Source organism: Hyphomicrobiales bacterium (assembly GCA_002869065.1).
GTDB lineage: Bacteria > Pseudomonadota > Alphaproteobacteria > Rhizobiales > Rhodobiaceae > Rhodobium.
The window spans coordinates 276,973-302,504 of sequence record PKTR01000003.1; the positions used below are offsets into that span (position 1 = coordinate 276,973).

General features: G+C 63.9%; 22 protein-coding genes and 1 pseudogene. 8 read left to right on the top strand and 15 right to left on the bottom strand.

The features are described from left to right. Positions 1–263 precede the first annotated feature (263 nt). Both C0606_12060 and C0606_12065 read left to right on the top strand, forming a co-directional pair. Positions 264–1,439 (top strand): cell surface protein, encoded by a 1,176-nt coding sequence (locus tag C0606_12060; protein ID PLX37224.1) that lies wholly within the window; start codon positions 264–266, stop codon positions 1,437–1,439. A 46-nt stretch (positions 1,440–1,485) separates the two neighbouring features. Continuing rightward, entirely contained in the window at positions 1,486–2,424 is a 939-nt protein-coding gene (locus C0606_12065; protein PLX37225.1) for a hypothetical protein, read from the top strand. A gap of 1,373 nt (positions 2,425–3,797) precedes the next feature. On the opposite strand, the pseudogene C0606_12070 reads toward C0606_12065, so the two are convergent. The 8 genes and pseudogenes from C0606_12070 to flgB form a co-directional block, all read right to left on the bottom strand. After that, positions 3,798–3,896, bottom strand: a pseudogene (locus C0606_12070) (DUF2497 domain-containing protein). Between the two features lie 590 nt (positions 3,897–4,486). Then, positions 4,487–7,054, bottom strand: coding sequence for a hybrid sensor histidine kinase/response regulator (locus C0606_12075; GenBank protein PLX37226.1), 2,568 nt, complete (start codon positions 7,052–7,054; stop codon positions 4,487–4,489). A 258-nt stretch (positions 7,055–7,312) separates the two neighbouring features. Then, entirely contained in the window at positions 7,313–8,395 is a 1,083-nt protein-coding gene (gene flhB, locus C0606_12080; protein ID PLX37227.1) for a flagellar biosynthesis protein FlhB, read from the bottom strand. Between the two features lie 9 nt (positions 8,396–8,404). Further along, complete coding sequence (locus C0606_12085) at positions 8,405–9,130, bottom strand: flagellar type III secretion system protein FliR (GenBank protein PLX37338.1); 726 nt, start codon at positions 9,128–9,130, stop codon at positions 8,405–8,407. Between the two features lie 90 nt (positions 9,131–9,220). Beyond that, the gene (gene fliQ / locus C0606_12090; GenBank protein PLX37228.1) at positions 9,221–9,484 is read right to left on the bottom strand and encodes a flagellar biosynthetic protein FliQ; all 264 of its coding nucleotides are present in this window, start codon (positions 9,482–9,484) and stop codon (positions 9,221–9,223) included. Between the two features lie 42 nt (positions 9,485–9,526). Further along, positions 9,527–9,847, bottom strand: coding sequence for a flagellar hook-basal body complex protein FliE (gene fliE / locus C0606_12095; GenBank protein ID PLX37229.1), 321 nt, complete (start codon positions 9,845–9,847; stop codon positions 9,527–9,529). Positions 9,848–9,915: 68 nt separating this feature from the next. Beyond that, on the bottom strand, positions 9,916–10,326 hold the full coding sequence (flgC, locus tag C0606_12100) for a flagellar basal body rod protein FlgC (GenBank protein PLX37230.1): 411 nt from the start codon (positions 10,324–10,326) through the stop codon (positions 9,916–9,918). 130 nt (positions 10,327–10,456) lie between these two features. After that, positions 10,457–10,864, bottom strand: coding sequence for a flagellar basal body rod protein FlgB (gene flgB / locus C0606_12105; GenBank protein ID PLX37231.1), 408 nt, complete (start codon positions 10,862–10,864; stop codon positions 10,457–10,459). A 264-nt stretch (positions 10,865–11,128) separates the two neighbouring features. Between flgB and C0606_12110 the strand changes: the two genes are divergently transcribed. Together C0606_12110 and fliP are read left to right on the top strand one after the other, a co-directional pair. Then, positions 11,129–12,727: a hypothetical protein gene (locus tag C0606_12110; protein PLX37339.1), complete on the top strand. Its 1,599-nt coding sequence runs from the start codon at positions 11,129–11,131 to the stop codon at positions 12,725–12,727. Further along, positions 12,727–13,560, top strand: coding sequence for a flagellar biosynthetic protein FliP (fliP, locus tag C0606_12115; protein PLX37232.1), 834 nt, complete (start codon positions 12,727–12,729; stop codon positions 13,558–13,560). Before C0606_12110 ends, fliP begins: the two co-directional genes overlap by 1 nt. A 69-nt stretch (positions 13,561–13,629) precedes the next feature. Here the strand turns inward: fliP and C0606_12120 are convergent, their stop codons facing one another. From C0606_12120 to fliL, 5 genes are all read right to left on the bottom strand, one after another. After that, positions 13,630–17,322 carry a hypothetical protein gene (locus tag C0606_12120; protein ID PLX37233.1) on the bottom strand — a complete coding sequence of 1,231 codons (3,693 nt, stop codon included), beginning with the start codon at positions 17,320–17,322 and terminating at the stop codon, positions 13,630–13,632. A gap of 161 nt (positions 17,323–17,483) precedes the next feature. Next, positions 17,484–18,221 carry a hypothetical protein gene (locus tag C0606_12125; protein ID PLX37234.1) on the bottom strand — a complete coding sequence of 246 codons (738 nt, stop codon included), beginning with the start codon at positions 18,219–18,221 and terminating at the stop codon, positions 17,484–17,486. Beyond that, a complete protein-coding gene (locus tag C0606_12130; protein PLX37235.1) occupies positions 18,221–18,700 on the bottom strand; it encodes a chemotaxis protein in 480 nt (159 codons plus the stop codon). Before C0606_12130 ends, C0606_12125 begins: the two co-directional genes overlap by 1 nt. Then, positions 18,697–19,893 (bottom strand): flagellar motor switch protein FliM, encoded by a 1,197-nt coding sequence (locus C0606_12135; protein PLX37236.1) that lies wholly within the window; start codon positions 19,891–19,893, stop codon positions 18,697–18,699. Before C0606_12135 ends, C0606_12130 begins: the two co-directional genes overlap by 4 nt. A gap of 15 nt (positions 19,894–19,908) precedes the next feature. Next, a complete protein-coding gene (gene fliL / locus C0606_12140; protein PLX37237.1) occupies positions 19,909–20,415 on the bottom strand; it encodes a flagellar basal body-associated protein FliL in 507 nt (168 codons plus the stop codon). Positions 20,416–20,704: 289 nt separating this feature from the next. On the opposite strand from fliL, the gene flgF reads away from it, so the two are divergent. Genes flgF through C0606_12160 form a run of 4 tightly spaced genes read left to right on the top strand, consistent with a single transcriptional unit; the run spans position 20,705 to position 24,029 of the window. Further along, positions 20,705–21,442 (top strand): flagellar basal-body rod protein FlgF, encoded by a 738-nt coding sequence (gene flgF, locus C0606_12145; GenBank protein ID PLX37238.1) that lies wholly within the window; start codon positions 20,705–20,707, stop codon positions 21,440–21,442. Positions 21,443–21,472: 30 nt separating this feature from the next. Beyond that, on the top strand, positions 21,473–22,258 hold the full coding sequence (flgG, locus tag C0606_12150) for a flagellar basal-body rod protein FlgG (GenBank protein PLX37239.1): 786 nt from the start codon (positions 21,473–21,475) through the stop codon (positions 22,256–22,258). 5 nt (positions 22,259–22,263) lie between these two features. Continuing rightward, positions 22,264–23,289, top strand: coding sequence for a flagella basal body P-ring formation protein FlgA (flgA, locus tag C0606_12155; GenBank protein PLX37240.1), 1,026 nt, complete (start codon positions 22,264–22,266; stop codon positions 23,287–23,289). Next, a complete protein-coding gene (locus tag C0606_12160; protein ID PLX37241.1) occupies positions 23,286–24,029 on the top strand; it encodes a flagellar basal body L-ring protein in 744 nt (247 codons plus the stop codon). The genes flgA and C0606_12160 overlap by 4 nt, the downstream gene beginning before the upstream one ends. Before the next feature lie 276 nt (positions 24,030–24,305). Here the strand turns inward: C0606_12160 and dksA are convergent, their stop codons facing one another. Together dksA and fliX are read right to left on the bottom strand one after the other, a co-directional pair. Next, on the bottom strand, positions 24,306–24,722 hold the full coding sequence (gene dksA, locus C0606_12165) for an RNA polymerase-binding protein DksA (protein ID PLX37242.1): 417 nt from the start codon (positions 24,720–24,722) through the stop codon (positions 24,306–24,308). A gap of 182 nt (positions 24,723–24,904) precedes the next feature. Continuing rightward, the gene (gene fliX / locus C0606_12170; GenBank protein ID PLX37340.1) at positions 24,905–25,321 is read right to left on the bottom strand and encodes a flagellar assembly regulator FliX; all 417 of its coding nucleotides are present in this window, start codon (positions 25,319–25,321) and stop codon (positions 24,905–24,907) included. Positions 25,322–25,532: the final 211 nt, after the last annotated feature.

Genomic DNA, 25,532 nt, shown 5'->3' on the forward strand with positions numbered 1-25,532 from the left:
AAAACAACAGAAGGCGATGGGAGCCAACGCGAGATGCCATGTACTTCCCTCCGCGGAGACCGCATCCACGACACCACATCCTTTCTCTTGTTACCTTACGTCAGCAAGGTTGCGCACCAGGCAGATATCCCCATCTAAGTTCCGGCTGCGGCGAAACCCCATCGGGGGTTTTGCTGGCATCGTGGAAAGTGAAGGGCTATGGTTGCCGGCATTCGCTCGGGTGGCGGCAGCAGGGGAAACGCTGAGGCGGGAGAACAGGACCCATGAACGATATTTCACTGAAACCTATGCAATATCTCGACCGCGCGACGACGGCGTTGCGCGAAATGGGCGTTCTGCCCGAGACCACGCCGGAAGAGACGCCGGTCACCGCGCTGTTGCAGCAGATTTCCGATCTCGACCCGGATCGGGTCGTCATCATCAACCGCACGCTCAATCAGCAGTCCGTCTTCAACGAAGTCGTGCGCGAGCAGATTTCGGCCATGACCATCGGTCAGCGCTACGAAGACATTACCGAAGGCTTCAACTCGATCCGCGATGACGCCAAGTCGCTTGTCGATCAGCTCGACGACGGCAAGATCGACTTCTTCGAGCGCGTCTCGAACGTCTGGATGAAGGTAGCCCGTGGCGACATCGCCGACCGCTTCGACAACATCCGCGACACCTATCTGGAAGTCGCCCGCGACACCAAGGACCAGATCGAGCGCGAACACGTCATCCTAACCGCCTACCGCGATTTCCGCGGCGCGCTGAAGCAGGCCGAGGTTCTGGCGCTGGAAGTGCTGGAAAAGGCGGAATCCAAGCTCAACGGCGCCAAGGAGCGCCTGTCGGAAGCCTCCGACAAGGTCGCCAGCTTCGAAGGCACCGAAGCGTCCGAGCGGGCCCGTCTGGAAATGGCTCGCGACGAGCGTCTGCGCGAGATGCAGGAAGAGGAAGGCCGCTACCAGATTTCGAAGGATCTCTCCGACAATCTGACCATCGGCTACAACACCTCCGAAGTCGTCATGGCGCGTCTGATGCAGACGACCAACGCCAAGGAACGTGTCTACCAGCAGTCGGTCAGCTTCTTCTCGACCAACGAGACGGTGCTCACCGCGCTGAAGGCCTCGTTCACCGGTCTGTTCGGCCTGCACGAGGCAACCAAGACGCTGAACGAGATGAAGGAAGGCGTGTCGAAGAGCCTCGAGACGCTCGCCGAAATCGGCAACATCGTTCAGGAAGAGGCGGTCAAGGCCGGCTACGGTCCGACGGTGCGCGCCGACGCGGTCAAGAAGCTGGTCGACTCCGTCGTCACCTTCCAGACCAAGTCGCGCGAGATCATCAACGAGATGCGCGATCAGGCGACCAAGAACTCGGCCGACATTCGCGACGCGGTCGAGGACGGCAAGCGCCGCCTGGCCCGTCTCGCGGCCGAAGGCAATGCCATCCTGTTGAAGTAACAAGCTTCGGGGCCGCAAGGCCCCGTCGCAACGGGACCGTGTGCAGATGGCGGAAACCGCACAAAAGACCGAGCAGCCGCTCGACGAGTTGATGATGGCGATGGACGTGGTGGATACGCTGCGCCATCGCGATCTGCTCGTCGAACGCGAGTTGGCGACGGATCAGCGCGAGGACCGGCTGATCGGCCGGCTTCGCGAAATCTATCACAACCAGGGCATCGAAGTGCCCGACCACATCCTCGCGCAGGGCGTCCAGGCGCTCGCCGAGGATCGCTTCGTCTACAAGCCGCCATCGGTCGGCTTCTCCCGCACGCTGGCGACGATCTATGTCAATCGCGGCACCTGGGGGAAGTGGATCGCCGGCGCGCTGATCGCCGTCGGTCTCGTCTCCGGCGGCTGGTATTTCGGCATCGAGCGGCCGCGCCAGGTCGAGGCAGCACGTGTCGAACAGGCGCTGAGCGTCGAGCTGCCGAAGGAAATTGCAGCCGCGAAAGCCGCTATCCTTGAAGAATCGAAGGACGAGGCCGCCACCAAGCGTGCCGAGGCGCTCGCGCTTTCTGGCAGCGACGCAGTGGAAGCCGGCAACGTCGTAGCGGCTGAACAGGCCGTCGGCGACCTGAAGAGCCTGCTGGGCGAACTGCGCCAGACCTACAAGGTGCAGGTCGTGTCGCGGCCGGGAACCGCATCGGGTGCCTCGCGCATCCCCGACGTCAACCGCCAGACGCGCAACTACTACGTCATCGTCGAGGCTATCGACCCCGACGGCAAGGTCATCCCGCTTCCCATCAAGAGCGAGGAAGACGGCACGGTGAAAACGGTCTCGACCTGGGGCCTGCGCGTATCGCCTTCGGTGTTCAACGCCGTCCGCCGCGACAAGGAGGCCGATGGCATCGTCGACGACGCGATCGTCGGCGTGAAGGAACGCGGATACCTCAAGCCCAAATGGCTGGTCGACGTCGAAGACGGCCGCATCACGAAATGGTAGCCGCCCGGCACCACCCGGGTGCCCGACAAGGAACAAGACAGGATCGCCGCGATGATTAGTGGCCGCAATGCCCTTTCCTCCATCGATCAGGCGCTGGCCGATATCCGCCGCGAGGAGACAGCGCTCAACAACGGCGTCACCGAGGCCGGCGAACGTCTTGCGAGAACCCAGGCCGACCTGACCGACGCCTATGAGGACCTCGCCCGTTTCCGCCTCGACGATGGCAACGGCGCCGATTTGCGCGGCCGCCTGAACGCCGCCGGCCGCCGCGCCAAGCTGCTGCTTAGCGAACGCGACGACGCCCTGCACATGCTGGTCAAGACGCGTGAGCGCATCGAGCGGGATCTGGAAAAACTCGCCGACATGCGCGCCGCCCGCGCCCGCGCCCTCGACGAAGCCAGCGACAAGCTCGAAAACGCCATGGAGAAGGCCGACGAGCGCCTTGCCGAAGACGCTGCCTTCGCCGAACAGCGCAAGATCGTCGAAGCGGCTGCCGCGACCGTTGATGCCGCCGACAAGAAGGCGACCATGGCCGAGGCCGACCGCGACGAGAAGGGCAAGCCCTACCGCGACGACCCGCTCTTCATGTATCTGTGGGAGCGCAAGTTCGGCACCTCGACCTACAAGGCCGGCAACATCACCCGAATGCTCGACCGTTGGGTCGCCGGCCTGCTGCGTTACCACGAGGCGCGCGCCAACTACGCCATGCTGACCGACATCCCGGTCCGCCTGCGCGAGCACGTCAACAAGCTGCAGCAGAAGCTCGAAGCGGAGACCGCGAAGCTGCGCGCGCTCGAAGCCGGCGCCATCGAAGCCGAGGGCGGCGGCGGTCTCGATCAGGAAATCTCCACCATCCGCACCGAGATCAACGCCTTCGACAAGCGCTATCAGGAACTGTCGGCGGAGCTTGAAAACACCCGCAACGACGAGACCAAATACGCCGCCGGCGAGGACATCTATTTCAAGGATGCCATCGGCGCGCTCGGCGAGTCGCTGAAGGGCGAGGATCTGCGCCGGCTGTGGAAAGAGGCGTTTGAGACGCCCTCACCGGACGACGAGCGTATTCTCGAGCGCATCGAAGCCGCCAACAAGGCCGCCCGGCAGGTCGAGAAGTCGATCGACGCCGACCGCAAGCGGCTGCGTGAGCTCTCCAAGCGCCGCGAGGAACTGACCCGCGTCGCAACCGATTTCCGCCGCAACCGCTATGACGACTACGGTTCGGAGTTCGCCGACGACGCCATTGTCGGCACGGTGCTGAAGGACTTCCTGCGCGGCGGCATGAGCGGCGCCGACTACTGGCGCCGGCTCGAACGCGGCTACCATCACCGCCCGCGCCGGCACGCCCGCGGCGGCCCGGTCATCATGGGTGATTTCGGCGGCTTTGGCGGTCGCGGCGGCGGCTTCCCAGGCTTCCCGACCGGCGGCGGCGGCCTCGGTGGAGGCGGTGGCGGCGGCAGCGGCGGTGGTGACGGCTTCTCCACCGGCGAGACGTTCTAGGGCGCCCGTGCGCGCCTCCTGCTCACCAATCGGCGCAGTACCGCCAATCCGCACGGCGCCGCCACGCGCATCATCCCCTCCGTCGTCATGCCGGGCTTGACCCGGCATCCAATGGCGGCTGCGCAACGCCCGCCCACCTCAATTTGCGCCAGCATTTCGGCACGTCATCCTCCGGCTCGACCGGAGGATCGGCCAGCCAAGGGTAAGTCCGCCCGACGAAAGCAAACGACGGGCGCAACGAGCGCCCTGCCCACTCACGAACTCTGCCCGTATGGAACGCGATCCTCCGGTCGAGCCGGAGGATGACGTGGGAGGGTGTGGTACGCCCACCGAAAACCGTCAGCGGCATTCCGTACCGAGAGGGGCAATAGGCCCCGGATCAGGTCCGGGGTGACGGGGAGTGCGTGGGATAACGCATCGCGCGACAGCACTCGCCGGGCAATGCCGTCTCACTCATACCGAACCGAAGGTTCGCAAGGCCGAACGGCCGTCGCCCGGTCAGGGCGCCCCCGCGGAGGGCCAGCGCTCAAAGAGCGCGGTGCGGCCCGCGAGCAAAAGAAACACCCTACTCGTCTTCGGCGAGCGTTTCCTTAACCGCCGTGGCAAGCTGTTTCAGCGTGAACGGCTTCGGCAGGAAGTGGAACTTCTCGTTCTCCGGCAGGTTCTTCTTGAACGCGTCCTCGGCGTAGCCCGACACGAAGATGATCTTCAGATCCGGCTGCGTCTTGCGCAGTTCGACGAGCAGCGAGGGACCGTACATCTCGGGCATGACGACGTCGGAGACGACGAGGTTGACCGGCCCTTCGGCTTCGGCGAGCACTTCAAGCGCCTCGGTGCCGGAACTGGCCTCGAGTACCGTGTAGCCGCGTGAGGCGAGCGCACGCGCCGCAAAGGCCCGCACCGCTTCCTCGTCCTCGACAAGAAGGATGGTCGCGTCGCCGGTCAAATCGCTGAGCGAGACCTGCTCCACCGACTTCTTCACCTCGGCCTTTTCGTCCTGGATTTGGCGTGGCAGGAAGATGTGGAACGTCGTCCCCTCGCCGACCACGCTTTGCGGATAGATGAAGCCGCCCGTCTGCTTGACGATGCCATAGACCGTGGAGAGGCCGAGACCGGTGCCCTTGCCGACATCCTTGGTCGAGAAAAACGGCTCGAAAATCTTCTCCAACACCTCTTCCGACATGCCGGTGCCCTTGTCCTCGACGTCGAGCAACACGTATTCCGCCGGCACCAGTCCCTTGAAGTCCATCGCCGCGGCTTCCTCGGTGGTGACGTTGCGGGTGCGCACCGTCAGCGTGCCGCCCTTCGGCATCGCATCGCGCGCATTCACCGCCAGATTGATCACCACCTGCTCGAACTGGTTGAGGTCGGCCATGATCGGCCACAGATCGCGACCGTGCACGACCTTGAGGCTGACCTTCTCGCCGAGCAGCCGGTCGAGCAGCACCGACAGATCGCTCAGCACCTCACCGAGCTCCAGCACCTGCGGACGCAGCGTCTGGCGCCGCGAGAAGGCAAGCAACTGCCGCACCAGGCCGGCGGCCCGGGTGGCGTTCTGCTTGATGTTCATGATGTCCTGGAAGGCAGGATCGCTCGGCCGGTGATTGGCGAGCAGAAGATCGGAGAAGCCGATGATCGCGGTCAGCATGTTGTTGAAGTCATGCGCGACTCCACCGGCGAGTTGACCGACGGCCTGCATCTTTTGGCTCTGTGCGAACTGCGCTTCCAGCGCCCGCTGTTCGGTGGTCTCGAGCGCATAGACGATCGCCGCGTCGGCATTGTCCTCGCCTTCACCGTCCTTCACCGCCGAGACGTAGAACCGCGCGCTGCGGTTCTTGTCGCCGGCAAGCGTCGCATCGACCGGCGGGATCTCGCCCTGCCCGTCGGCAGCGGCTTGCAGCGCCAGCGCCAGCTCCGCCTGCTTGTCTTCGGCGACCACATCGACCAGCTTGCCCGGCGCAGCGCCCGCCTCGCGCTCGGCAAGCTGCCCGAACAACTTCAGGAACGGCGCATTGGTACCACCGAGACGCCCCTCGCGGTCGACCGAGGCAATGGCGATCGGCGTCGAGTTGAAGAACCGCGCAAAGCGCACTTCTGCAGCACGCAGCGATTCCGAGATGTCTTCGCCCGGCGAGCGGTTGAGCACCAGCGTGCGGCTGTCGCCAGCCGTGCCGTCAGCACCGAACGGAACCCGGTGGATGAGCCTGACCGGCAGGCTCTGGCCGTTGCGCTTGACGAAGTCGAGGTCGAGGATCTCGGTCTTCACCTCGCCCGGCTCGCCGCTGATCGCATCGAGCAGCACGATATCGTCGCCGCGCACCACCGAGCCGAGCGTGATCGCCCCCTGCTCGAAGCGGGCGAGATCGTAGCCGAGCCAATCCGCCAAAGTCGCGTTGAGATAGAGCAGCCGCCCTTGCGCGTCCGCCGACAGGAAGCCCGCCGGTGCGTGATCGAGGAAATTGATCGCCCGCTGCAGCTCCTGAAACGAGGTTTCCTGCTCGTCGCGGTCGCCGGTGATGTCGGCAACGCGCCACACCGTCAGCTTCTTGCCCTCATCGCCCTCAAGCGTCAGGGGGCGTACGCGAAGCCGGTACCAGCGCGGCCCGTTGCCATGCGGCGACAGCGGATGCACCAGGCGAACGTCCTCCTGGGCCATACGGCCTTCCGACGCCGCCTGACCGAGATGATAGACAAGCTCCGCGACATTGGCCTCGCCGGAAAATACCCGCTCGACCGAGCGCACGTCGCGCGCCGCTTCCGCGCCCACCATATCGCCATAGGCCTGATTTGCGTAGACGATCCGGCCCTCGCCATCGACGACGACGACGCCTTCGGTCATGGAATCCATGAACTGTTTGGCAAGGCCCATGTTCTGCGAGCGCCCGGCAAAGCGGATCAGACCGATGGCGCCGGCAAATAGCGAAAAGACGCCGATGACGGCCAGCACGCCGAGCAGCGCCAGCACATAGGGCTCGACCTGCTCGCGGCTCATATAGGCACTCATCACGGCGAAGGCGCCGGCGGCAGCGACAAGCACGAAGGCGAGAATGATCAGCAGGCCGACATTGCCCGTCCGCTCGGAACGATCGATAACCGGGTCGCCCTGACGCGAATGCGTGTCGATGCTGTTCATCAAAAATACCGTTTCCTCTGGCGCGGCTGGCCGGGTCTCCGCATCCCCCTCCCACGCGCCGAATCGCTTCGTTCGGCCTCTGTGTCTTATACGGGGTTTAGGTCATGAACTCATAAATCTGGTGGATCTGGCGGCCTAAATGGCCAGAAGCTGCACGAAAGTGTCCGAAGAGCGGGCTTGTCGCCCGGTCGAGGGCGCTGACACCGCAGATCGCAGCAATTTCGCCCGCCAGATCCACCAGATTTATGAGTCCATAACCTAGTGCGCCGCTCGCCAACTTCCGCCAGCTTTCTGGCGCATAACATAACCGATGATTTCGGCAACAGCGCGATACTGCGCTTCCGGGATTTCCTGATCGATGTCGACCGTGGCAAAGAGCGAGCGGGCAAGCGGCGGGTTCTCGATGACCGGCACGTTGGCGTCCTTGGCGACCTCGCGGATCTTGAGCGCGACCGCGTCGACGCCCTTGGCCACGCAAAGCGGCGCCGGCATGCCCTTCTCGTATTTGAGCGCAACGGCGAAGTGGGTCGGGTTGGTGATGACCACGGTCGCCTCGGGAACGCTGGCCATCATGCGTCGGCGCGCGCGCTCCATGCGGATCTGCCGGATCTTGCCCTTGATCGCCGGATCGCCTTCGCTCTGCTTGTGCTCGTCACGGATCTCGCGAACCGTCATCTTCAGCTTCTCATGCCAGCGATGGCGCTGCCACATGTAGTCGAGGCCGGCGACGATGGTCATCACCGCGAGCACAGCGCCGAGAAGTTTCAGCGCAAGCTCCCGCAGCACCTCGAGCAGCATGGAGATATCCATGGTCATCAGCGTGTCGAGGCGGTCGCGGTCGGGCCACAGCACCATCACCATCAACACGGCGACGATGGAGATCTTGGCCAGTCCCTTGGCGAAATTGACCAGGCTTTCCTTGGAAAACAGCCTCTTGAAACCGGACGCCGGCGAAATCTTCGACAGCTTCGGCTTGAGCGGCTCGACCGTCCACAGGAAACCGTGCTGCAGAAAGTTGCTGCCCGCCGCCATCACCATCAGCACCAGCATCGGCACGCCGAGCGCGACGGCGAGCGCGACGCCGGTCTGGTAGCCGAGCTGCCGCAATCCCGAGCCGTCGGTCGACAGCGTGCCGGCATGTTCGAGGAAGCCTTTCAGCGTGCGCGCCAGTTCGCCCGCCGCCGACGGCGCCAGCACGGCGAAAACGAGCGTCGAGCCGGCGATGACGAACCAGGAATTCACTTCCTGGCTTTTCACCACGTCACCGCGTTTGACGGCGTCGTCTATGCGTTTTTGTGTTGGTTCTTCTGTTTTTTCTGATTGGTCGGTTTCGTCAGCCACGTCTCACTCCTATTGCGCCAGGAAGCGGCCGAGACCGATTTCGATGTGGTTGAGATACCACGCCATCATCGAACCGAGCAGAAGGAAGGTCAGCAACAGGCCGAACATGATGGTGGCCGGCATTGCGATGAAGAAGATCTGCATCTGCGGCATCAGCCGGTTGAGCAGACCAAGGCCGAGATAGAAGACAAGGCCAAAGACAATGAACGGCGCCGCGATCTGCATGGCGACGCGGAAGGCATCGGCCACCGCACCGACGCCGAATTCGGCCGCATCACCCACCGGCAGCAATTTGCCCGGCGGGAACAGCGTGAAGCTGTCGTACAACGCGGCGATCGCCATGTAGTGCAGATCGGTGACGAAGATCAGGGTTATGCCGAGCAGGCTGAGGAAGTTGCCGAACAGCGCACCCTGCGTGCCCTGCCCGGGGTCCATCGACATGGCAAAGGCAAGGCCGGTCTGCGAGGCAATCGTCGTGCCCGCCGTCTGCAGCACCGACATCATGATGCGCGTCGCGAGCCCGATCATGAAGCCGATCGCCATCTCGCCCGCCATCAGCAGGATCACCGACGACATCACCTGCAGCCGGTCGGCCGGATAGAGGCCGGACACCATGGGATAGAACAGGAAGCAGAGAACCAGCGCCATCGCCAGGCGGATGCGGGCGGGAACCGCCTGCTCGCCGAGCCCCGGCAACAGCATCACCATCGTGCCGAAGCGCGCGAAAAGGAGCATGAAGACCGCTGCGATCGTGGGAAGAAGGGAAACGATCACGACGCCCTGCCGCTCCTTGTCAGCCGATCCTGTCTAACCGGCGTTGATGCTCTAGCCGGCGATGATGCGGTCCACGATCAGATTCATGAAATTCGCCAGCGTCTGCCCCATGAACGGCAGCGCAACAACCAGCGCCGTGAAGATCGCCAGAATCTTCGGAACGAAGACCAGCGTCATCTCCTGGATCTGGGTGAGCGCCTGAACCAGCGCGATCGCAACACCGACAAACAGGCCGACCAGCATCACCGGGCTGGCCACCTTGATCAGCGTCCAAACGCCCTCACGGGCGAGATCGAGAACCTCAAGACCGTTCATCGGCTGTGCAATTCCTTCGCTGATTCGCCTGCCCGAATGCCGTTAGATTGGCATCTGCATGATCTGTTGGTAAGCCGCAATCACCTTGTCGCGTACCGACACCAGCGTTTCGAGGGCGAGTTCGGTTTCCGCCACCGCGGTCACCACATCGACCACATCGGCCTTGTTCCCAAGCATCGCCATTTCCTTCGCCTCGGTCGCCGCACCGGTCTCCGCGACCCCCTGCACGGCCTCAGTGACCATCGAGGCGAAGTCGTTCTTGCCCTGCCCGGCCGCGGGCGTCTGAAGCCCTGCGCCCTGGCCCTGCGAACCGAGCCGCTGAACCGACGTATAGGCATTGGCGGCAATACTCGGGATCGTCATGGGTCTGTTCCTCGTTCTGTTCCGCCCGGCAACGCCCCGTCAGCCGGCTTGATCGCGTTCCGCGCTGCTTAACCGCGCAGGATGTCCACCGTCCGCTGCAGCATCGAGCGGGTCGCGCGAATGACGTTCAGATTGGCCTGATAGCTGCGCTGCGCCTCGCCCATGTCGACCGTCTCGACCAGCCGGTTGACGTTCGGCATCTTGACGTAGCCATTGGCGTCGGCGGCCGGATGGCTCGGATCGAACCGCTGGTTGAAATCGCTCTTGTCGAGCGAGACCTTGCCGAGACGCACCGTGGTCGCCTCGAGCTCCTGATCCAGCCGCGCCTCGAAGGTGGGAATACGCCGCCGGTACGGATCGCCGTCCGGCGTCTTGGCGGTGGAGTCGGCATTGGCGATGTTTTCCGCGATCACGCGCATCCGGCCGCTCTGCGCCCGAAGCCCGCTTGCCGCCACCATCATCGACTTGAAGAAATCCATTCCGGCCTCGATCCGTTGTGCGACGAGCGCTAGAGCATTTTGCTTTCAGGTTGAAACCTCAAAATGCTCTATCCCTTTGTTTAACCGCATCTTTGTCGACGCCAATTGTTCCAATTGGCTGCACGATGCTCTAGGCGTTACGCGACAGCGCCGTCTTCAGCATCTTCAGGCTGCGCGTATAGAGCGCGGTCGCCGTCTGATATTCGAGCTGGTTCTGCGCCACCTTCATCATCTGCTCTTCGAGCACGACCTGATTGCCGTCCGGCGTCACGTCGTATTCCTTGACCTTGCGATCCGCGAAGCGGCTGTCACCGGCAAGCGGCCCCGCCGCGATATGCCCGGCATGCGTCCGCGTCACCGCAACGCCGGACTTCGCCGCCGGCAATTGCTTTTCGAAATCGAGCGGCTTGAGGTCATAGGCCTGGTAGCCGGGCGTGTCCGCATTGGCGACGTTTTCCGACAGAACGCGCTGCCGCGCCTGGTGCCAGTCCATCTTGGCGCGGATCGCCTTGAGGATCGGCAGATCGGTCAAAGACATGGTTCGCCCTTTTTTAGCCGCGTCGTGTCGGCACATACTGCCGGGCATATGGTTAACGACCTGTTAACGGCGTTAAGATTGCGCTAACCATGAATTTGGCGGGAAACCGCCATCGAAACCCGCCGAAAGGGGTGAATTTTTACCCTTTGTTCAGCTTTGAGCCGGCAGAAATTGCCTGCCGCCGTTAACTAGTAAACAATTGGCCGAAAGATTCGGCGGAACGGTCGGCGAGACGGGAGAAACACGCTCATGAGCGACTGGCTTATGGATACCTTCGGCATGGACGCGGGATTTGCCCGCGGCATGCAATTCGTCATCGCCCTTGCAATCGTCTTTGCCCTCTTCGCTCTGCTTGTCTGGGGCCTGCGTCGTCTGCACGGCTCGCCATTCAAGGGCCACCGCGCCCGCCAGCCGCGTCTTGCGGTGATGGACCAGACCCATGTCGACACCCGCCGCCGCCTCGTTCTGGTCCGGCGCGACAATGTCGAGCATCTTCTGTTGATCGGCGGCCCGACCGACGTCGTTGTCGAACAGCACATCATCCGCGCCAAGGCCGTCGGCGCACCGCCGCGCGCCCCTTACGGCACTCAACCCGGAACAGGCGCCGCCGTAGCGACCGCCGCTGCAGCCGGCGCGGCCGCAGTCGCGGCATCCGCCGGCGATGCCGAGGAACCCGTCGCCGAAGAAGCCCCGGAGCCGGAGGTCGTCCAGCCGGCGGCAGAGCGCACCGCGACGGCACCGCTCGATACACCCGAAGACACCGCATCGCTCGCCGCGCACGGCCACGAACAGTCCCGTGCGGCAGAGCGCCAGAACAGGATGCGCCTGGGCGCGGCACCGCGTGCGGCCAAGACCGCACTGGATGAAAAGATCGCCGAACGCCGTCAGCGCCGCCAGGAACGCGAGGCCGCGAGCACCCCGCGCCCGGCCGCCCGCGAGACAACCGCGCGCGAAACGCGAGACGTCGCCCGCGTTGAATCCGCACGACCAAGCCGGGGTCCGGCAGCCCGCGCAGAGAGCCGCGACAACGGCGCCGGCGACGAACGCCGTTCGCTCTCCTCGTTCATGTCCGCGGCTGCGGCGGCCGGCGCCGCCGCGGGAGCCGGTGCGACCGCACTCGGCAAGCGGGCGCTCGCCAAGACAAAGGAGAATGGCAAGAACGCCGCCGAAGAGACGGCAGCCGCCGTGGAGGCCGCGCCGATCATCGAAGTGTCGGCGCCGGAAGTCACGACACCCGAAGTCTCGGCGCCCGAACCCGTTGCGGCGGAAACCGGCCCGCGCGAACCGATGGTCGAAACACCAAAGGAAGCCGCGCCGGAAATCAGCGTCCAGCCGGCCGCGGCCAAAGACGCTGCAGCCGACAGCGGCAGCCTTGCCGGTGTCACCCCGGCCAGCACCAGGGCACCGGCCGAGCCGGCGTGGCTGGTCGAGTTGCAGCAAGGCCTCGACGAGGAACTCTCCGGCGAAGCCGAAGAACCGGCGGCCAGCGACGACCGGGTGGAACCGAGCTTCGCGACGACCGATACCGCGACCGACGAGGCCAAGGACGAGGCCGAGAGCTCGCCCGCCGATGAGCCGGAAGCAGCGGAACCGAAGGTCGATGACGACGTCGAAAGCGCCCTTGCCGAGGCCTTCGATCTGACACCGGACGAACCAGTCTCCGGAGATGCCCCGGAAGCGACCGAAGACGCCGGCGAGGAAACGGCTGAAGAAGCCCCTGTCGATGCCGAAGAAGGCTCTTCGGAACCGGCCGAAAGCGACGCGGAGCCCGCCACCGCTGAGGAGGAAAGGGCCCCCGCCGGCGACGAAATCGAAGACGAAATGGCCAAGCTGCTCAGCGAGTTGACCGGAAAGCAGGACTGATGCTCCGACGCGTGCTCGGCGCGCGCCGACGCTTGTTCAGCAACGGCGCAGATCTGTGTCGACCGGTGCCGGCCACGCCGCCGACACGCCGTGCATTGCCGATTTTCGTCCTCGTTTTTGCCGTCTCGGCGCTTGCCTTCGCCGCGATCATGGCGGCACCGGCGCTGGCCCAGGATGTACGTATCGATTTCGGTGAGGGAACCGGCCTAACGCAGCGCGCGGTGCAGCTGATCGCGCTGTTGACGGTGCTCAGCCTGGCACCGTCGATCCTCGTCATGGTGACGAGCTTCACCCGCATCATCGTCGTGCTGTCGCTGCTGCGTTCGGCCATCGGCCTGCAGACCGCCCCGCCCAACTCGGTGATGATCTCGCTGGCGCTGTTCCTCACCGCCTTCGTGATGATGCCGACCTTCCAGACGGCGTACGATCAGGGCATTGCCCCGCTGATCGATGGCACGATCGAGCTCGACCAGGCCTTCGAGCGTTCCTCGGAGCCATTCCACGCTTTCATGCGCGAGCATGTGCGCGAGAAAGACCTCGCAATGTTCGTCGAAATGTCGAATGAGCCGGCGCCCGAAACCCCGGAGGCGATCAGCCTGCGTATCCTCGTGCCCGCCTTCATGATCAGCGAGCTGCGGCGCGCCTTTGAAATCGGCTTCCTGCTCTACCTGCCGTTTCTCATCATCGACCTGGTGATCGCATCCGTGCTGATGTCGATGGGCATGATGATGCTGCCGCCGGTGGTGATCTCACTGCCCTTCAAGCTGATCTTTTTCGTGCTTGTCGACGGCTGGAGCCTGGTCGCAGGCAGCCTGATCCGCAGCTTCGGATAGGTCATCGCGCGCAGCCCGGCTGACGGATCACGGCTCATCGGAGGCGAAGGTAAGCGGGAAATCTCGCGATCAGGAGGCGGCTGGATCGGGCTTCGCCGGCGCGTCGGCTGCCGCGGCATCGACACCCTCGGCCGCTTGCTCAGCGGGAGCGTCACCAGCTGGTGCTTCATCGGCCTTGCTGACCGCATCCTTCGCAGCCCCCGGCAATTCGTCGTGCTCATGCTTCATGTAATGCTTGCGGTATTCCTCAAGGAACCCTTCAAGCGTGTCGATCGACGCGATCTTGCTGGCGATCTCGGCAAACTCGACCGTGCTGCCGCCATCCTCGATCGGCCGCGTCACCACATCAAAGGCATGAGCGTGCTCGCTGTCGGCGAGCTTGGTCGAGAACTTCGAGCGCAGACGGTCGAGGCTCAGTTGATCGTCGGCCTGCGAATAGGCAATGGCGGCGCGCAGAACATCGATCCGTTCCTGCTCGCTGAACGGCGCCGGATCGGCCCAGCGCTGCCCCTGCATGGCCTCAAGCTGTTCGCCCGCCTCGCGCCAGTGGCCAGCATCCCACATGATATCGGCGCGCAACCGCTCGATGTCCGGCCCTTGTAGCGACGCGATCAGATCGAGCGCGCGATTGACCCGTTTGGTGGCAGCAAGAGCGCGGGCCTCGACAACCCGGCGCTGCCGGTCGAGCGGCCCCGGAAGACGCGCCTGACGGGTCCGGCTGAGCACACCGAGTGCCCGTTCCGGCTTGCGGTCGAGCAGATAGACAAGGCCGAGATCGGCGGCGATCTGTGCGCGCGCCACGCCCTTGAGCCGGTTGTCGACCTGATGCTGCAGCAATTCGGCCGCCTGATCGAGCAGGTCGACATCGATCAGGCGTTCCGCCAGATCGCGCACCATCTCGTCACCGCGCCGGCCGATCGGGGTCAACTCGCGGAAATCATAGTAGAGCGTCAGCGCGTTGATCGGCGACATGTCGTCGGCCTTGTGATCGAGGAACAGCGACGCGAACACCGCCGACATCTCGTCCTGCACAAGCCGCGACGTCTCGGCGTCGGGGGCAGCGATGATCGCCGTCTTCATAGCCTCGAAAGCACGGCGGTAGTTGCCGTTCTCCGCGCTTGCCTGTGCCAGGAAACGCAGCACCTGCAGTTCGACCTCGTCGCCACGCCAGCGGATTGCCAGCTTCTCGAGAGCGTCCGAGGCCTCCTTGGCGTCGAGCTTCCCCTCGCGATGACGGATGCGAAGCGCGCGATACTGGGCTTCCGCCGCATCGGCGTTGAAGGTTCCCTTGCCGACCCGGTCATACAACGCCAGCGCCTCGTCGACCCGGCCCGACGCATCGGCAACACGACCGCGCAGGACATCGTAACGGCCAAGGTGGGTCGGATCGAGGTGTTCGGGGAGCAATTCGGCAAGGTATTCATCGGCCGCGCCGAAATCGTTCAGCTCGATGGCGCTTTTCGTCGCCGCGAGCGTGAATTCGTTCTGCAGGTCGATGGGATAGCCGCCGAACACCGATTGCGAAAGCGGCGCGGTTTCCCGCGCCGTCTTCCAGTCGCCCGACTTGACCGCGGCGATGGTCCGCCAGAAAGCCGCATCCGGGTTTTTGTCGAGCGCCTGCTTGAACAGGTGTGCATGCGCGTCCTTTGGCCGGTCGACAAGCGTTTCGGCCGCCCCCAGCAGCACCGAAAAGGACGGATCGAGCTCTCTCTTCGGATCGGCGTTCAGGACCGCCTTGAGCACGGCAAGCGATTCATACGGCATCCGCTCCGCAAGAAAGAAGCGCGCCAAATCGAGCCGGCGCTGATTGCGTTCCTTCTCCGAGGCATCGACGATCGCCTCCTGCAACTGGTTCAGGCGATGGCGGTATTCGATCGGGTTGAGGCGGTGGACGGAAATCTCGAGCATGCTCTCGGGTTCGACTTCCCGCCCCTCCATCTGGAGTGCGACCAGCGAACCGAGGCTATTCTCGAAATCGTTGCTCGACAGGGTGAGGCCGCGCCCGCGCCCGACCTCGATGGCATCGTCCTCCGCCGAAACGACGAGGTCGTCGGCAAACCCGACAAGCGCCACGCCATGCGCCGACGGCAACGTCGCGAGATCGACGAAGCGATGCGGCTTGAACAGGCCGCGTGCCGGACCGTAGCCGGTAACGACATGGATGCGGTCGCCAACGACCGGGTCGTCGAGCTTATGAACCTGACCTGCCTGCGGGAATGGGATCTTCAGGATGGCGCCGCCGGTGCTCGAAACGCTACGTGCAATCTGCAGCGGCCGCGACGGTTCGAGGACGATGTCGCCGATGGTCACGAGCCAGGCATTGCCATCGATCCCGATCGTGGTCAGCAGCGGATCCTTGAGTTCGATCCGCAACGCCTGTGCCCCGCCCGAACGTGAGACCGACAGATCAAGCGCCTGCGGTCCGAGCGCGGTTCGAATGGCGCGGGTATCCATCGGCACCGGCGTGTCGAACACCATCCACAAATGTTTGCCGCGCCGGAACGTCGCCGCCGCGACCGGTTCGGGGAACGGGAACGTCATCCGCACCGTATTGCCGATCCGGCGCGCTTCGACGCGGATGAAATTGCCCTTGCGCTCACGCACCACCGGAAGAGCTTCCGGGTTGGTCGAAAGATAAGGCGGCGGCGGCAACGCGGACTTCTGTGCCGGAGCATTCTCACTCTCCGCCTCGGCCTCCGGCGCCTGTGCAACATTCTCGGGCGCCGGCTCCGCGCCGGCATCGGCCTGTTCGCCAGGACCGCCCAGCGCAGCCGGCATCGGCGGCAGCTTGGTGGTCTTCGTGTTTTGGCTGTTTGCGCCCGTATCGCCACCGGCTGTCTGCGGTGTGCCCGAGTTCGTCGGCGGAATAATGATCTCGTCGGCCGGCGCACCCTGCGGACGGAGCGCCTGCTTCACCGCTTCGGCCGCCGGATTGAGCGGCAGATCGGAGACACCGGTCAGGTCGACAACGTAAGAGCCTTCCTCACGGAAGGCCCGTATACCGGTTTCCGGACCAACGGTGAGATCGACGGAAAGGCCCTTTCCCGTTTCCCGCGCCGCGACCTCGACGAGACCGCGCGGCGGCTGTGCCCGCACAAGCGACAGATCGATATCGGCGAAACGGTCGAAATCGATGGTAATGGTCTTGCCGTCACGGGCGAATTTCGCGCCGAACGGTTTGTCCCACTCGAAGGTCAGCCGGGTGAAGGTCGGCGCTTCGGCAGCATGAAAGACGAGGGTCGCCTTGTCTTCCTTGGCCTGACGCAGATGTTCGGCCGCCTCCGCGCGTTCCAGCGCTTCCTTGGCGCGCTGCGCCAGTTCGGCGATGACGTCCGCGGGGAGCGGCGGCGGATTGCCCGCCCACCGCGCCGGCAAAAGGTCGATGAACAGCTTTTCGCCGGCATCCATCAAATTGACCCGGACACCGCGCTTCAATGCAAGCCGCAGGGCGCTGCCATCGGGGTCGGAGCGGGCAATGGAAATGTAGTCCGGCAAGGTGATCGGCGCCTGGTCGACCTGCGCTGCGACCGGCTCCTCGAAAGCGACGACGAGCACGCCATTGGCTGTTTTCGAGGTGTATTTCGGCAGCAATGCCCGACCCTTGAAGGTCAGGACGATACGCCCGAAGCCGGGTTCCACACTCACCGCGACATTGGCGGGCGCCGGCTCGGCAGCCGCCTTGTCGGCGGCAATGGGAAGCGCCAGAACCAGCAATGACAGGAAGACAACCGTCATCGCGCGCGCCATCGACGCGCGGATCACCCCCAGGTGGGGTACGGGACGGGCCTTCCTTCGCCTGCTCATCCTTCAACTCTCCGGTCGATCGCAGACTAGACCGACCAGTTTAATAGGCTGTTACTTGCCGGGATATTGCGAAAGCCAGTCGTTCCAGCCGGGTCAGATGCCAACGGCCGGCCGGCCACTCAGTTCGTCTTGCGCCCTTCGATCTTGGGCAACGCGCCGCGCGCGGGATCTTCCATCGCCGTCTTCGTCTCGATATTGGCGAGCGCGACCGTCAGCCGTTCCGCGGCTTCCGGCGACATGCGCGCCATCACGTCGGCAAGTTTGCGCGGGCTCATCTGCTTGGCGATCGGCAACAGGACTCCGATGTCGAGGCGGTCGAAGACGCGGGCCGCCGACTTTGCTTTCATCGACTCGTACATCTTGACGAGATCGGCAAGCTTGGCCGCCTTTTCCTTTTCCTTCTTCTCGACCGCCGTACCGATCTTGGTTTCCAGCGTCTTCAATTCGGCGATGCGCTTTTCCAGCCGCGCCTCCGCCGCCTTCAGCAACTGCTCACGCAGATCGAGTTCGTCCTGGCGTTTTTCGAGCATCTTGCGGCGATCGCCGAGCCGCTCGAGCACGGCCTTCTCCGATTTCGAACCGGCGTTGAGGTCGATCACCGACCCGCTCCGCTTCGGCTCGTCGGATTCGGTCGCGGCAGCCGCCGTCTTGTCGGCACCTTCCGCACCGGCCTCGGCCGGCTTGCCATCAGCAGCGGCGGCTTCCTTACCGTCAGCCGCAGTGTCGGCCGGCTGTTCCTGCGCGATCGCCGCGTCCGGCAACAGGATATACCCGCCGTCGAACACCAGGCCGATCGTCTTGAGGACGGCCAGCACGCCGCCGGCCATGATAACGATGGGAAGGAGCCGCAACCGCATCACGCTGCCCGACCTTCTTTCTGTGCCCGCAGTTCGCGCAGCCGCGCCGTGGCCACTTCAACCTCTTCGCGCAGACCGAGCGTCGTCTCGCCGCGATCCGTATTCGCCGCGACATGCTCGCGCCGCGCGACCTGTTCGCGGGTCGCCGGCCGCGCCGCCTGGGCGATTTCGGAAATCCGCTTCAAGACCGCCTCGCCATCGGACAGGCGCGCATCGATTTCGGCCGACATCTTCTCGGCTTCAGCAAAACGCTGACCGAGCGTACGGTCGCATTCCGACGCCGTCGCCTTCAGCCCGACGATCGCCCGCTCGGCGATCTCGGTCGCCGTCAGCAGTTCCGAAATCGTCGCCTTGAGGACTTCCTCATCGGCATGCAGACCCTTCAGCCGGCGATTGAGAATGATGCAGTAGCCGATCGTCAGCACCAGCAGAACCGTAACCAACCCTTCGACAATAAAACCTAGAGACAGCGTGCTCATTTCTCAGCCTCCTGCTGCATGGCCCCCTCGAAGACCGCCAACGTCGTCCGCGGTTTCCGCAATCCGCGCGCGACGCGCACCGAAACCCAGTCATCCATCCGCCCCATCCACCCCTCACTGAGGGTGACGTTGCCGCATTTGATGGTGACCGGGTCTTCGGGACCCACGTCGAACACGAGTGTCTGCCCAACTTTCAGGTCAACGACCTGCGAGACCGGCAGATTGGCCTCGTAGAGAACCGCGTCGACAGCGATGTCGGCGGAATAGATTTCGGTTGCCAGATGGCTTTCCCAGATCGGGTCGCGCCCGAAACGCTCGCCCATGAACATCTGCAGCAGCAGGTCACGGATCGGCTCGATGGTCGCGTAGGGAAGCAGGATCTCGATGCGGCCGCCGCGATCTTCCATGTCGATGCGCAGCTCGACCAGGATGGCCGCGTTGGCCGGACGGGCGATCGCGGCGAAGCGCGGATTGGTTTCCAGCCGGTCGAGCGTCAGATGCACTTCCGACAACGGCTTGAAGGCGTGTTCGGCGTCTTCGAGGATGATCTCGATCATCCGCCTTACCAGATTGGTTTCGATCGTCGTGTAGGGGCGGCCTTCGACGCGGATCGCCGGCACGCCGCGGCCACCGCCGAGCAGCACGTCGATCATCGAGTAGATCAGCCCGGATTCGACCGCGATCAGGCCGAAATTGTCCCATTCCTCGGCCTTGAAAACAGCAAGGATGGCCGGCAGCGGGATCGAATTGAGATATTCGCCGAAACGCACCGAACGGATCGAGTCGAGCGACACCTCGACGTTGTCGGAGGTGAAATTGCGCAGGCTCGTCGTCGACAGGCGGACCAGCCGGTCGAAGACGATTTCGAGCATCGGCAGACGCTCGTAGGAAACCATCGCCGAGTTGATCAGCGAGCGGATACCGCTCTGCTCGCCGGCGATCTGGCTCTCGATATTGAAGCCGAGGAGATTGTCGATCTCTTCCTGGTTGAGGACGCGGTCGGCCCCGCGCTTGGAATTCTCGGAATCGGCGTCATTGTCGTCGATCATCGCCGCCCAATGGGCAGCCATGTCGTCGGCGCTACCGGCACCCTGTTCTTCAAGAGCAGCACCCCACGCAGCCGCGAGATCGTCCTCTTCGAACTCCTCGCCGCCGCCTGCAGCCATCTCTTCCATCGGATCGGGTTCAGCCATTTCCGTTTCCACGCCCTATTGAACCAGGACTTCCTTGAACAGCACGTCGCCGACCTTGGCCGGGTAGATCGCCACATTGATGCGCCGGTGCAGTTCTTCCTTGAGCCGGAACAGGCCGGCAGACCCTTCCAGGTCGGTGCTGCGCACCTCGTGCAGATAGAACTGGAACGCATCGAGGATGCGCGGCATGTAAGGCTCGACCTGCTTGACCATGTCTTCGTCGGACAGTTCCAGAGCCACCTTCAGCTTCAGGAACACTTCCTTGTCGTCGATGGTCTTCAGGTTCACCGTGATCTCGGGCAGATCGTAGAAGAACGCCGGCGGCGGCGGGGGCGGTGCGCCGTCGGCCGTCGCAACTTCGTCTCCACCACCGAACAAGCCAAGGAAATAGGCAGCAGCACCTCCGCCGCCGCCAAGCAGCAAGAGGCCGATGAGCCCGAACAGGATCAGCTTCTTCTTGGAAGAACCCTGTTGCTCTTCGCCTTCCTGGCCTTCGGTTGTTTCTTCAGCTTCGTCTGCCATGGACGATTCTCCGCCGCCATGCGGCTTACAGCTCCCCAGAATCCCCGTATGTATCTAATGAACGATTGGTTAACGAATGGTTTCCAAAGCCTTAATAGTTAACACCCGGCAAGAATTTCCTGCGGGGCCGTTTTTGCCGGCACAAGCTGCCCAAGGCGGCCACGCAGAAATACCATCTATCTGTTTTCATTAGTTTTTATTTTTGGCACGCCTCATGCAATCCAAAACCCGACGGCCGATCTGGGGAGATTGTGCCGTCCGATTGGGGAGCTTGGGGAGTTAACCTGCGATGGAAAACGCGCAGCTTATCGGCTTGTCGCGCCAGTTGGTCTTGCGCCGCCAGATGGACGTGTTGGCGAACAATGTCGCCAACATCAACACCAATGGCTTCAAGGGCCAGAAGCTCGGCTTCGAGGAATACATGATGCCGGTTGCGCGGGCGAACAGCTTCCAGCCCAGCAACACCCGGCTGTCCTTCGTCCACGATTTCGGCTCGTCCTACGACTTCGCCGCCGGCGCGACAGTGCAGACCGGCAACCCGCTCGACGTCGCGCTCAACGGCGACGGCTGGTTCGCCATCGAGACGCCGCAGGGCGAACGCTACACCCGCAACGGCTCGCTCGGCATCAACGCCAACGGCGAACTGGTCGACCAGGCCGGCAAGCGGGTGCTTGGCGAAGGCGGCCCGATCACCTTCACCTCCAGCGACAGCGACATCGCGATCGCCGCCGACGGCACCGTCTCGACCAATAATGGCGTGCGCGGCCGCATCCGCATCGTCGAATTCGCCGACAACGATGTGCTCGAAGCAGCCGGCGACAATTTGTTCAAAGGCGACAACCCGCAAGCCGCCACCGCCGCGCGCGTGGTTCAGGGATCGCTGGAGAAATCGAACGTCAGCGGCGTTGTCGAGATCACCCGACTGATCGACATCACCCGCGCCTACGAGTCGATTGCCAAAATGCAAAAGGAAACCGACGACCTGCGTCAGCAGGCGATTTCCGATCTCGGCCGGCTGGAAGCCTGACGGTAGCCGCCGGACCAAGGAGCCTAGACCATGAAAGCACTGTATTCCGCCGCGACCGGCATGATGGCGCAGGAACTGAACGTCGAGGTCATCTCGAACAACATCGCCAACATGCGCACCACCGGTTTCAAGCGGCAGCGCGCCGAATTCCACGACCTGCTCTATTCGAGCCAGCGGCGCATGGGTTCGGTCACCTCGCAGGCCGGCACCATGGTGCCGAGCGGCGTCCAGATCGGCTCCGGCGTGCGCACCGTCGCAACACCCCGCGTGATGTCGCAGGGCAACGTCAACTCGACCGAGAACGAACTCGACGTCGCGATCCGCGGCGAAGGCTTCTTCGTCGTCCAGCTGCCCGACGGCCGAACCGCCTACAGCCGCGACGGCTCGTTCGAGCGCGACGCCAATGGCACCCTGGTCACGTCGGACGGCTACACCATCGAGCCCGGAATCACCATTCCCGACAATGCCTCGAACCTGACCATCAACCAGTACGGCACCGTTCAGGCGATCATCGGCACGGCATCCGAACCGACCACGCTTGGCCAGCTCCAGCTTGCCCGTTTCGTCAACAAGGGCGGCCTTGACGCCATCGGCGACAACCTCTTCCTCGAGACCTCGTCGAGCGGCCCGGCCCAGGTGGCGACCGCCGGCGAGGAAGGCTACGGCACGCTGCTGCAGTCCCATCTCGAACTCGCCAACGTCAACGCGGTGACCGAAATCGCCGACCTGATCGCCGCACAGCGCGCCTACGAGATGAACGCCCGCGTCATCAAGGGCGCCGACGAGATGCTGTCGGCCACGGCCAACTTGCGGTAACGGAAATGACACACCTCGCCCTCCGCCCGCTCACCGCCGCGATCCTACGTCTGACGCTGGTCGTCGCCTGCGCCGCCGCCTTCGTGGTCGCCGTCAAGCACAGCGCATCGGCCGAAGAGCTCGGTCGCCCGACGCTGCGTCCGGCCGTCACCGTGCGCGGCGATGTCGTCACCATCGGCGACTTCTTCACCAATCCGGGCCGGCTCGCCGACACGCCGCTGTTCCGCCCGCCCGATCTCGGCGAAGTCGGCACCGTCGACGCCTGGTCGGTGCTCGACGCCGCTCATGCAGCGGGTCTCGCCAACGGTACCACCGGCGGCGTTCGCGAAGTCGTCGTCACGCGGGCGAGCATCGCCGTCACCCCCGATCAGATCACCGCGCTGATCTCCAGGGCAATCGGCGACCGGCTGGCGATCAAGGCGCCGAACACGGTTTCGGTCACCTATACGCGCCTGCCCGAACTGGTCGACGCGGATGCCGGCGCGGTCGATCCCGTGCGGCTATCCTCGCTGGATTGGTCGCGCACCAGCGGCCGCTTCAACGGCGTCGTCATCATCGACCGGGGTAGCCACGAGCGCCGCTTCAGTGTCAGCGGAACCGCGCTCGAAATGGTCGACGTCGTGGTACCGCAGCGTTCGCTCGCCAAGGACGCCGTCATCAGCCGTGGCGACCTGGAAATCATCCGCCTCGCTCGCGGTCAGGTCGACGAGCGCAACGCCATGACGCTGGAAGAGGTTATCGGCATGGCGCCGCGCCGCTCGCTGCGCCCTGGTCAGCCGATCGGCAAGAGCGACCTCGCCCAGCCGCTCCTCGTGCGCCGTGGCGAAGCCGTGACCGTCGTCTACCAGGTGCCGGGCCTCACCCTGACCGCCCGTGGCCAGGCGCTCGAATCCGGCGCCGAAGGCGACATGGTCAACGTTCTCAACAGTCAATCCCGCCGCATCGTGCGCGGCAGTGTCATCGCGCGTGGCAAGGTTCAGATCATCACCGGCCAGCAAAGCGTTATCAAACTCTCGGAGGCGAGCCGATGAACCGGCTGACAACCCTGATCCTCGTTGCGGCCACCGCTGCAGCCCTAACCGGGTGCGGCGCCGCCGACCGGCTGAAGAATGTCGGCAAGGAACCTTCGCTCAGCCCGATCGAGAACCCGCAGGCCATGCCCGGCTATCAGCCGGTGCAGATGCCGATGCCGCAGCCGACCCCGGTGCACTACAATTCGAACTCGCTGTGGCGGTCGGGCGCCCGCGCCTTCTTCAAGGACCAGCGCGCCCAGCGCGTCGGCGACATTCTCACCGTCAAGGTCGAGATCTCCGACAAGGCCGAGTTCGACAACACCACCGAACGGACCCGCTCGGCAACCGAGAACATGGGCGCCGACGGCGTGTTCGGTCACCTGCTCGACAAGACGATCCTGCCGGGCGGCGTTTCGTCCAGCGCCGCCGTCGACCTGAACTCCGACAACTCTCACAAGGGTTCCGGCTCGGTCGACCGGTCTGAAAAACTGGAAACCAATGTCGCCGCCGTCGTCACCCAGGTGCTGCCGAACGGCAATCTGGTGATCGAGGGCCGCCAAGAGGTGCGGGTCAATTTCGAAGTGCGCGAACTCATCATCGCCGGTGTCGTCCGGCCGGAAGATATCAACGCCCAGAACACCATCGAGTCGGACAAGATCGCCGAAGCCCGCATCTCCTATGGCGGCCGCGGCCAGATCACCGATGTCCAGCAACCCCGCTACGGTCAACAGGTGCTCGATATCGTGATGCCCTTCTAGACCGAAACCCCACCGAACCTTCATCCGGGCAATCCGGCCCGGATGCCCCTCCTCACCGCCGCCCCGACGGCGCGGCGCCAGGCGAACTACGCACTCCCCAAGACCGTTCGACAGCTCCCCAAGCCAGAACGGTCCGGCACGGTTTCACTCCCCAAGCGGGCCGTGCCACCCCCTTCCCCCGCCGTTCCCCAACGGCGCGGGAAATGAAAAGGCGGCTTCCAGAGGAAGCCGCCTTTTTTGTTTTGCTGAGTGCGTAAAGGTTCTGAAGCCGCGCCCTTAGTCGTCGCGGTAGATCCGCTCGCGGCGTTCGTGCCGCTCCTGCGCCTCGATCGACAGGGTTGCGATCGGACGGGCATCGAGCCGCTTCAGGGAAATCGGCTCGCCGGTTTCCTCGCAATAGCCGTAGGACCCGTCTTCGATCCGCTTCAGTGCCGCATCGATCTTGGCGATCAGCTTGCGCTGACGATCGCGAGCCCGCAATTCGATCGAACGGTCCGTCTCCGACGACGCCCGATCGGCGATGTCGGCGTGGTTTTCGTTTTCCTTCTGCAGGTTCTGCAGAGTCTCCTGACTCTCCCGCAGAATGTCATCCTTCCAAGCGATCAGCTTGGCACGGAAATACTCCCGCTGACGATCGCTCATAAACGTCTCGTCCTCGGAAGGGCGATAGTCCTCATCAACAACTGCAGTCATTCCGACCCTCGACACCGGTCAATCAGTCGGGCGGGAATATAGCGACGGAGTTCGTGGGATACAACTTTCGACGGATGAATTTTCCACGAACGCCCACAGCATCGCCGACATTCCGCTTATCGGAATTAACATCGTTGATTGAATTGAGATTTTGAAAAACTCGCGCGGAAACGGAGGTCACGCTACGGCAGCGTACGGCCCCGTTTGGCCAGCTCGACGCTCGCCCGCAATTCGATTTCCGCGACCACCGCGTCGATTTCCGAGTCTCCCGACGGCTCGTGGTTCTGCAGCATCGTGACCAGACGGTCGAGCAACGCATCCGAAAGGGTGCCATCGATCAGACCGATCTTCATCTCTTCGAGAATGTCGAGCAGCGAATGGCCGCGTTTGATCGCCCGGCGCTTGCCTTCCGTGCTGCTGCCGACCTCCTGCAACGCAAGGATCGCCTCGATGCCATAAAGCGGCGCCGTGCTCGAGACCGTCTGCGCCTGCGGCTTCGCCTCGCTGGTGATCGGCGAAAACGAGGAGCCGCTGCCGCCGCGCCGGGCGGCGCCTGCAGTGCTGGTGTTGTTCGGTCTGATGGGTCCGTTGACGCGCATGATGTCCAAGCTGCCGGATCGCGATGCGATAATGCCACGAGCATTTGCCGGTTTGGTAAACGAAGTGTTAACGGGGCGGCAAATCTTGCCGGGTCAGGCTGGTTTTGCCGCGCAGATTCCGAGTCCGCCACGCGCTGTCACACCTCCTGTCACAGAAATATCCAAGCAAAACAATAAGATATAAAATCATCCGAATTGGCACGGCGTTCGC

Excerpts from the sequence above, each read along its gene's own strand:
- C0606_12060 (PLX37224.1), top strand. The coding sequence starts at position 264 with ATGAACGATATTTCACTGAAACCTATGCAATATCTCGACCGCGCGACG.
- C0606_12065 (PLX37225.1), top strand. The coding sequence starts at position 1,486 with ATGGCGGAAACCGCACAAAAGACCGAGCAGCCGCTCGACGAGTTGATG.
- C0606_12075 (PLX37226.1), bottom strand. The coding sequence starts at position 7,054 with ATGAACAGCATCGACACGCATTCGCGTCAGGGCGACCCGGTTATCGAT.
- C0606_12085 (PLX37338.1), bottom strand. The coding sequence starts at position 9,130 with ATGCTCCTTTTCGCGCGCTTCGGCACGATGGTGATGCTGTTGCCGGGG.
- fliQ (PLX37228.1), bottom strand. The coding sequence starts at position 9,484 with ATGAACGGTCTTGAGGTTCTCGATCTCGCCCGTGAGGGCGTTTGGACG.
- fliE (PLX37229.1), bottom strand. The coding sequence starts at position 9,847 with ATGACGATCCCGAGTATTGCCGCCAATGCCTATACGTCGGTTCAGCGG.
- flgC (PLX37230.1), bottom strand. The coding sequence starts at position 10,326 with ATGGATTTCTTCAAGTCGATGATGGTGGCGGCAAGCGGGCTTCGGGCG.
- flgB (PLX37231.1), bottom strand. The coding sequence starts at position 10,864 with ATGTCTTTGACCGATCTGCCGATCCTCAAGGCGATCCGCGCCAAGATG.
- C0606_12110 (PLX37339.1), top strand. The coding sequence starts at position 11,129 with ATGGATACCTTCGGCATGGACGCGGGATTTGCCCGCGGCATGCAATTC.
- fliP (PLX37232.1), top strand. The coding sequence starts at position 12,727 with ATGCTCCGACGCGTGCTCGGCGCGCGCCGACGCTTGTTCAGCAACGGC.
- C0606_12125 (PLX37234.1), bottom strand. The coding sequence starts at position 18,221 with ATGCGGTTGCGGCTCCTTCCCATCGTTATCATGGCCGGCGGCGTGCTG.
- C0606_12130 (PLX37235.1), bottom strand. The coding sequence starts at position 18,700 with ATGAGCACGCTGTCTCTAGGTTTTATTGTCGAAGGGTTGGTTACGGTT.
- C0606_12135 (PLX37236.1), bottom strand. The coding sequence starts at position 19,893 with ATGGCTGAACCCGATCCGATGGAAGAGATGGCTGCAGGCGGCGGCGAG.
- fliL (PLX37237.1), bottom strand. The coding sequence starts at position 20,415 with ATGGCAGACGAAGCTGAAGAAACAACCGAAGGCCAGGAAGGCGAAGAG.
- flgF (PLX37238.1), top strand. The coding sequence starts at position 20,705 with ATGGAAAACGCGCAGCTTATCGGCTTGTCGCGCCAGTTGGTCTTGCGC.
- flgG (PLX37239.1), top strand. The coding sequence starts at position 21,473 with ATGAAAGCACTGTATTCCGCCGCGACCGGCATGATGGCGCAGGAACTG.
- flgA (PLX37240.1), top strand. The coding sequence starts at position 22,264 with ATGACACACCTCGCCCTCCGCCCGCTCACCGCCGCGATCCTACGTCTG.
- C0606_12160 (PLX37241.1), top strand. The coding sequence starts at position 23,286 with ATGAACCGGCTGACAACCCTGATCCTCGTTGCGGCCACCGCTGCAGCC.
- dksA (PLX37242.1), bottom strand. The coding sequence starts at position 24,722 with ATGACTGCAGTTGTTGATGAGGACTATCGCCCTTCCGAGGACGAGACG.
- fliX (PLX37340.1), bottom strand. The coding sequence starts at position 25,321 with ATGCGCGTCAACGGACCCATCAGACCGAACAACACCAGCACTGCAGGC.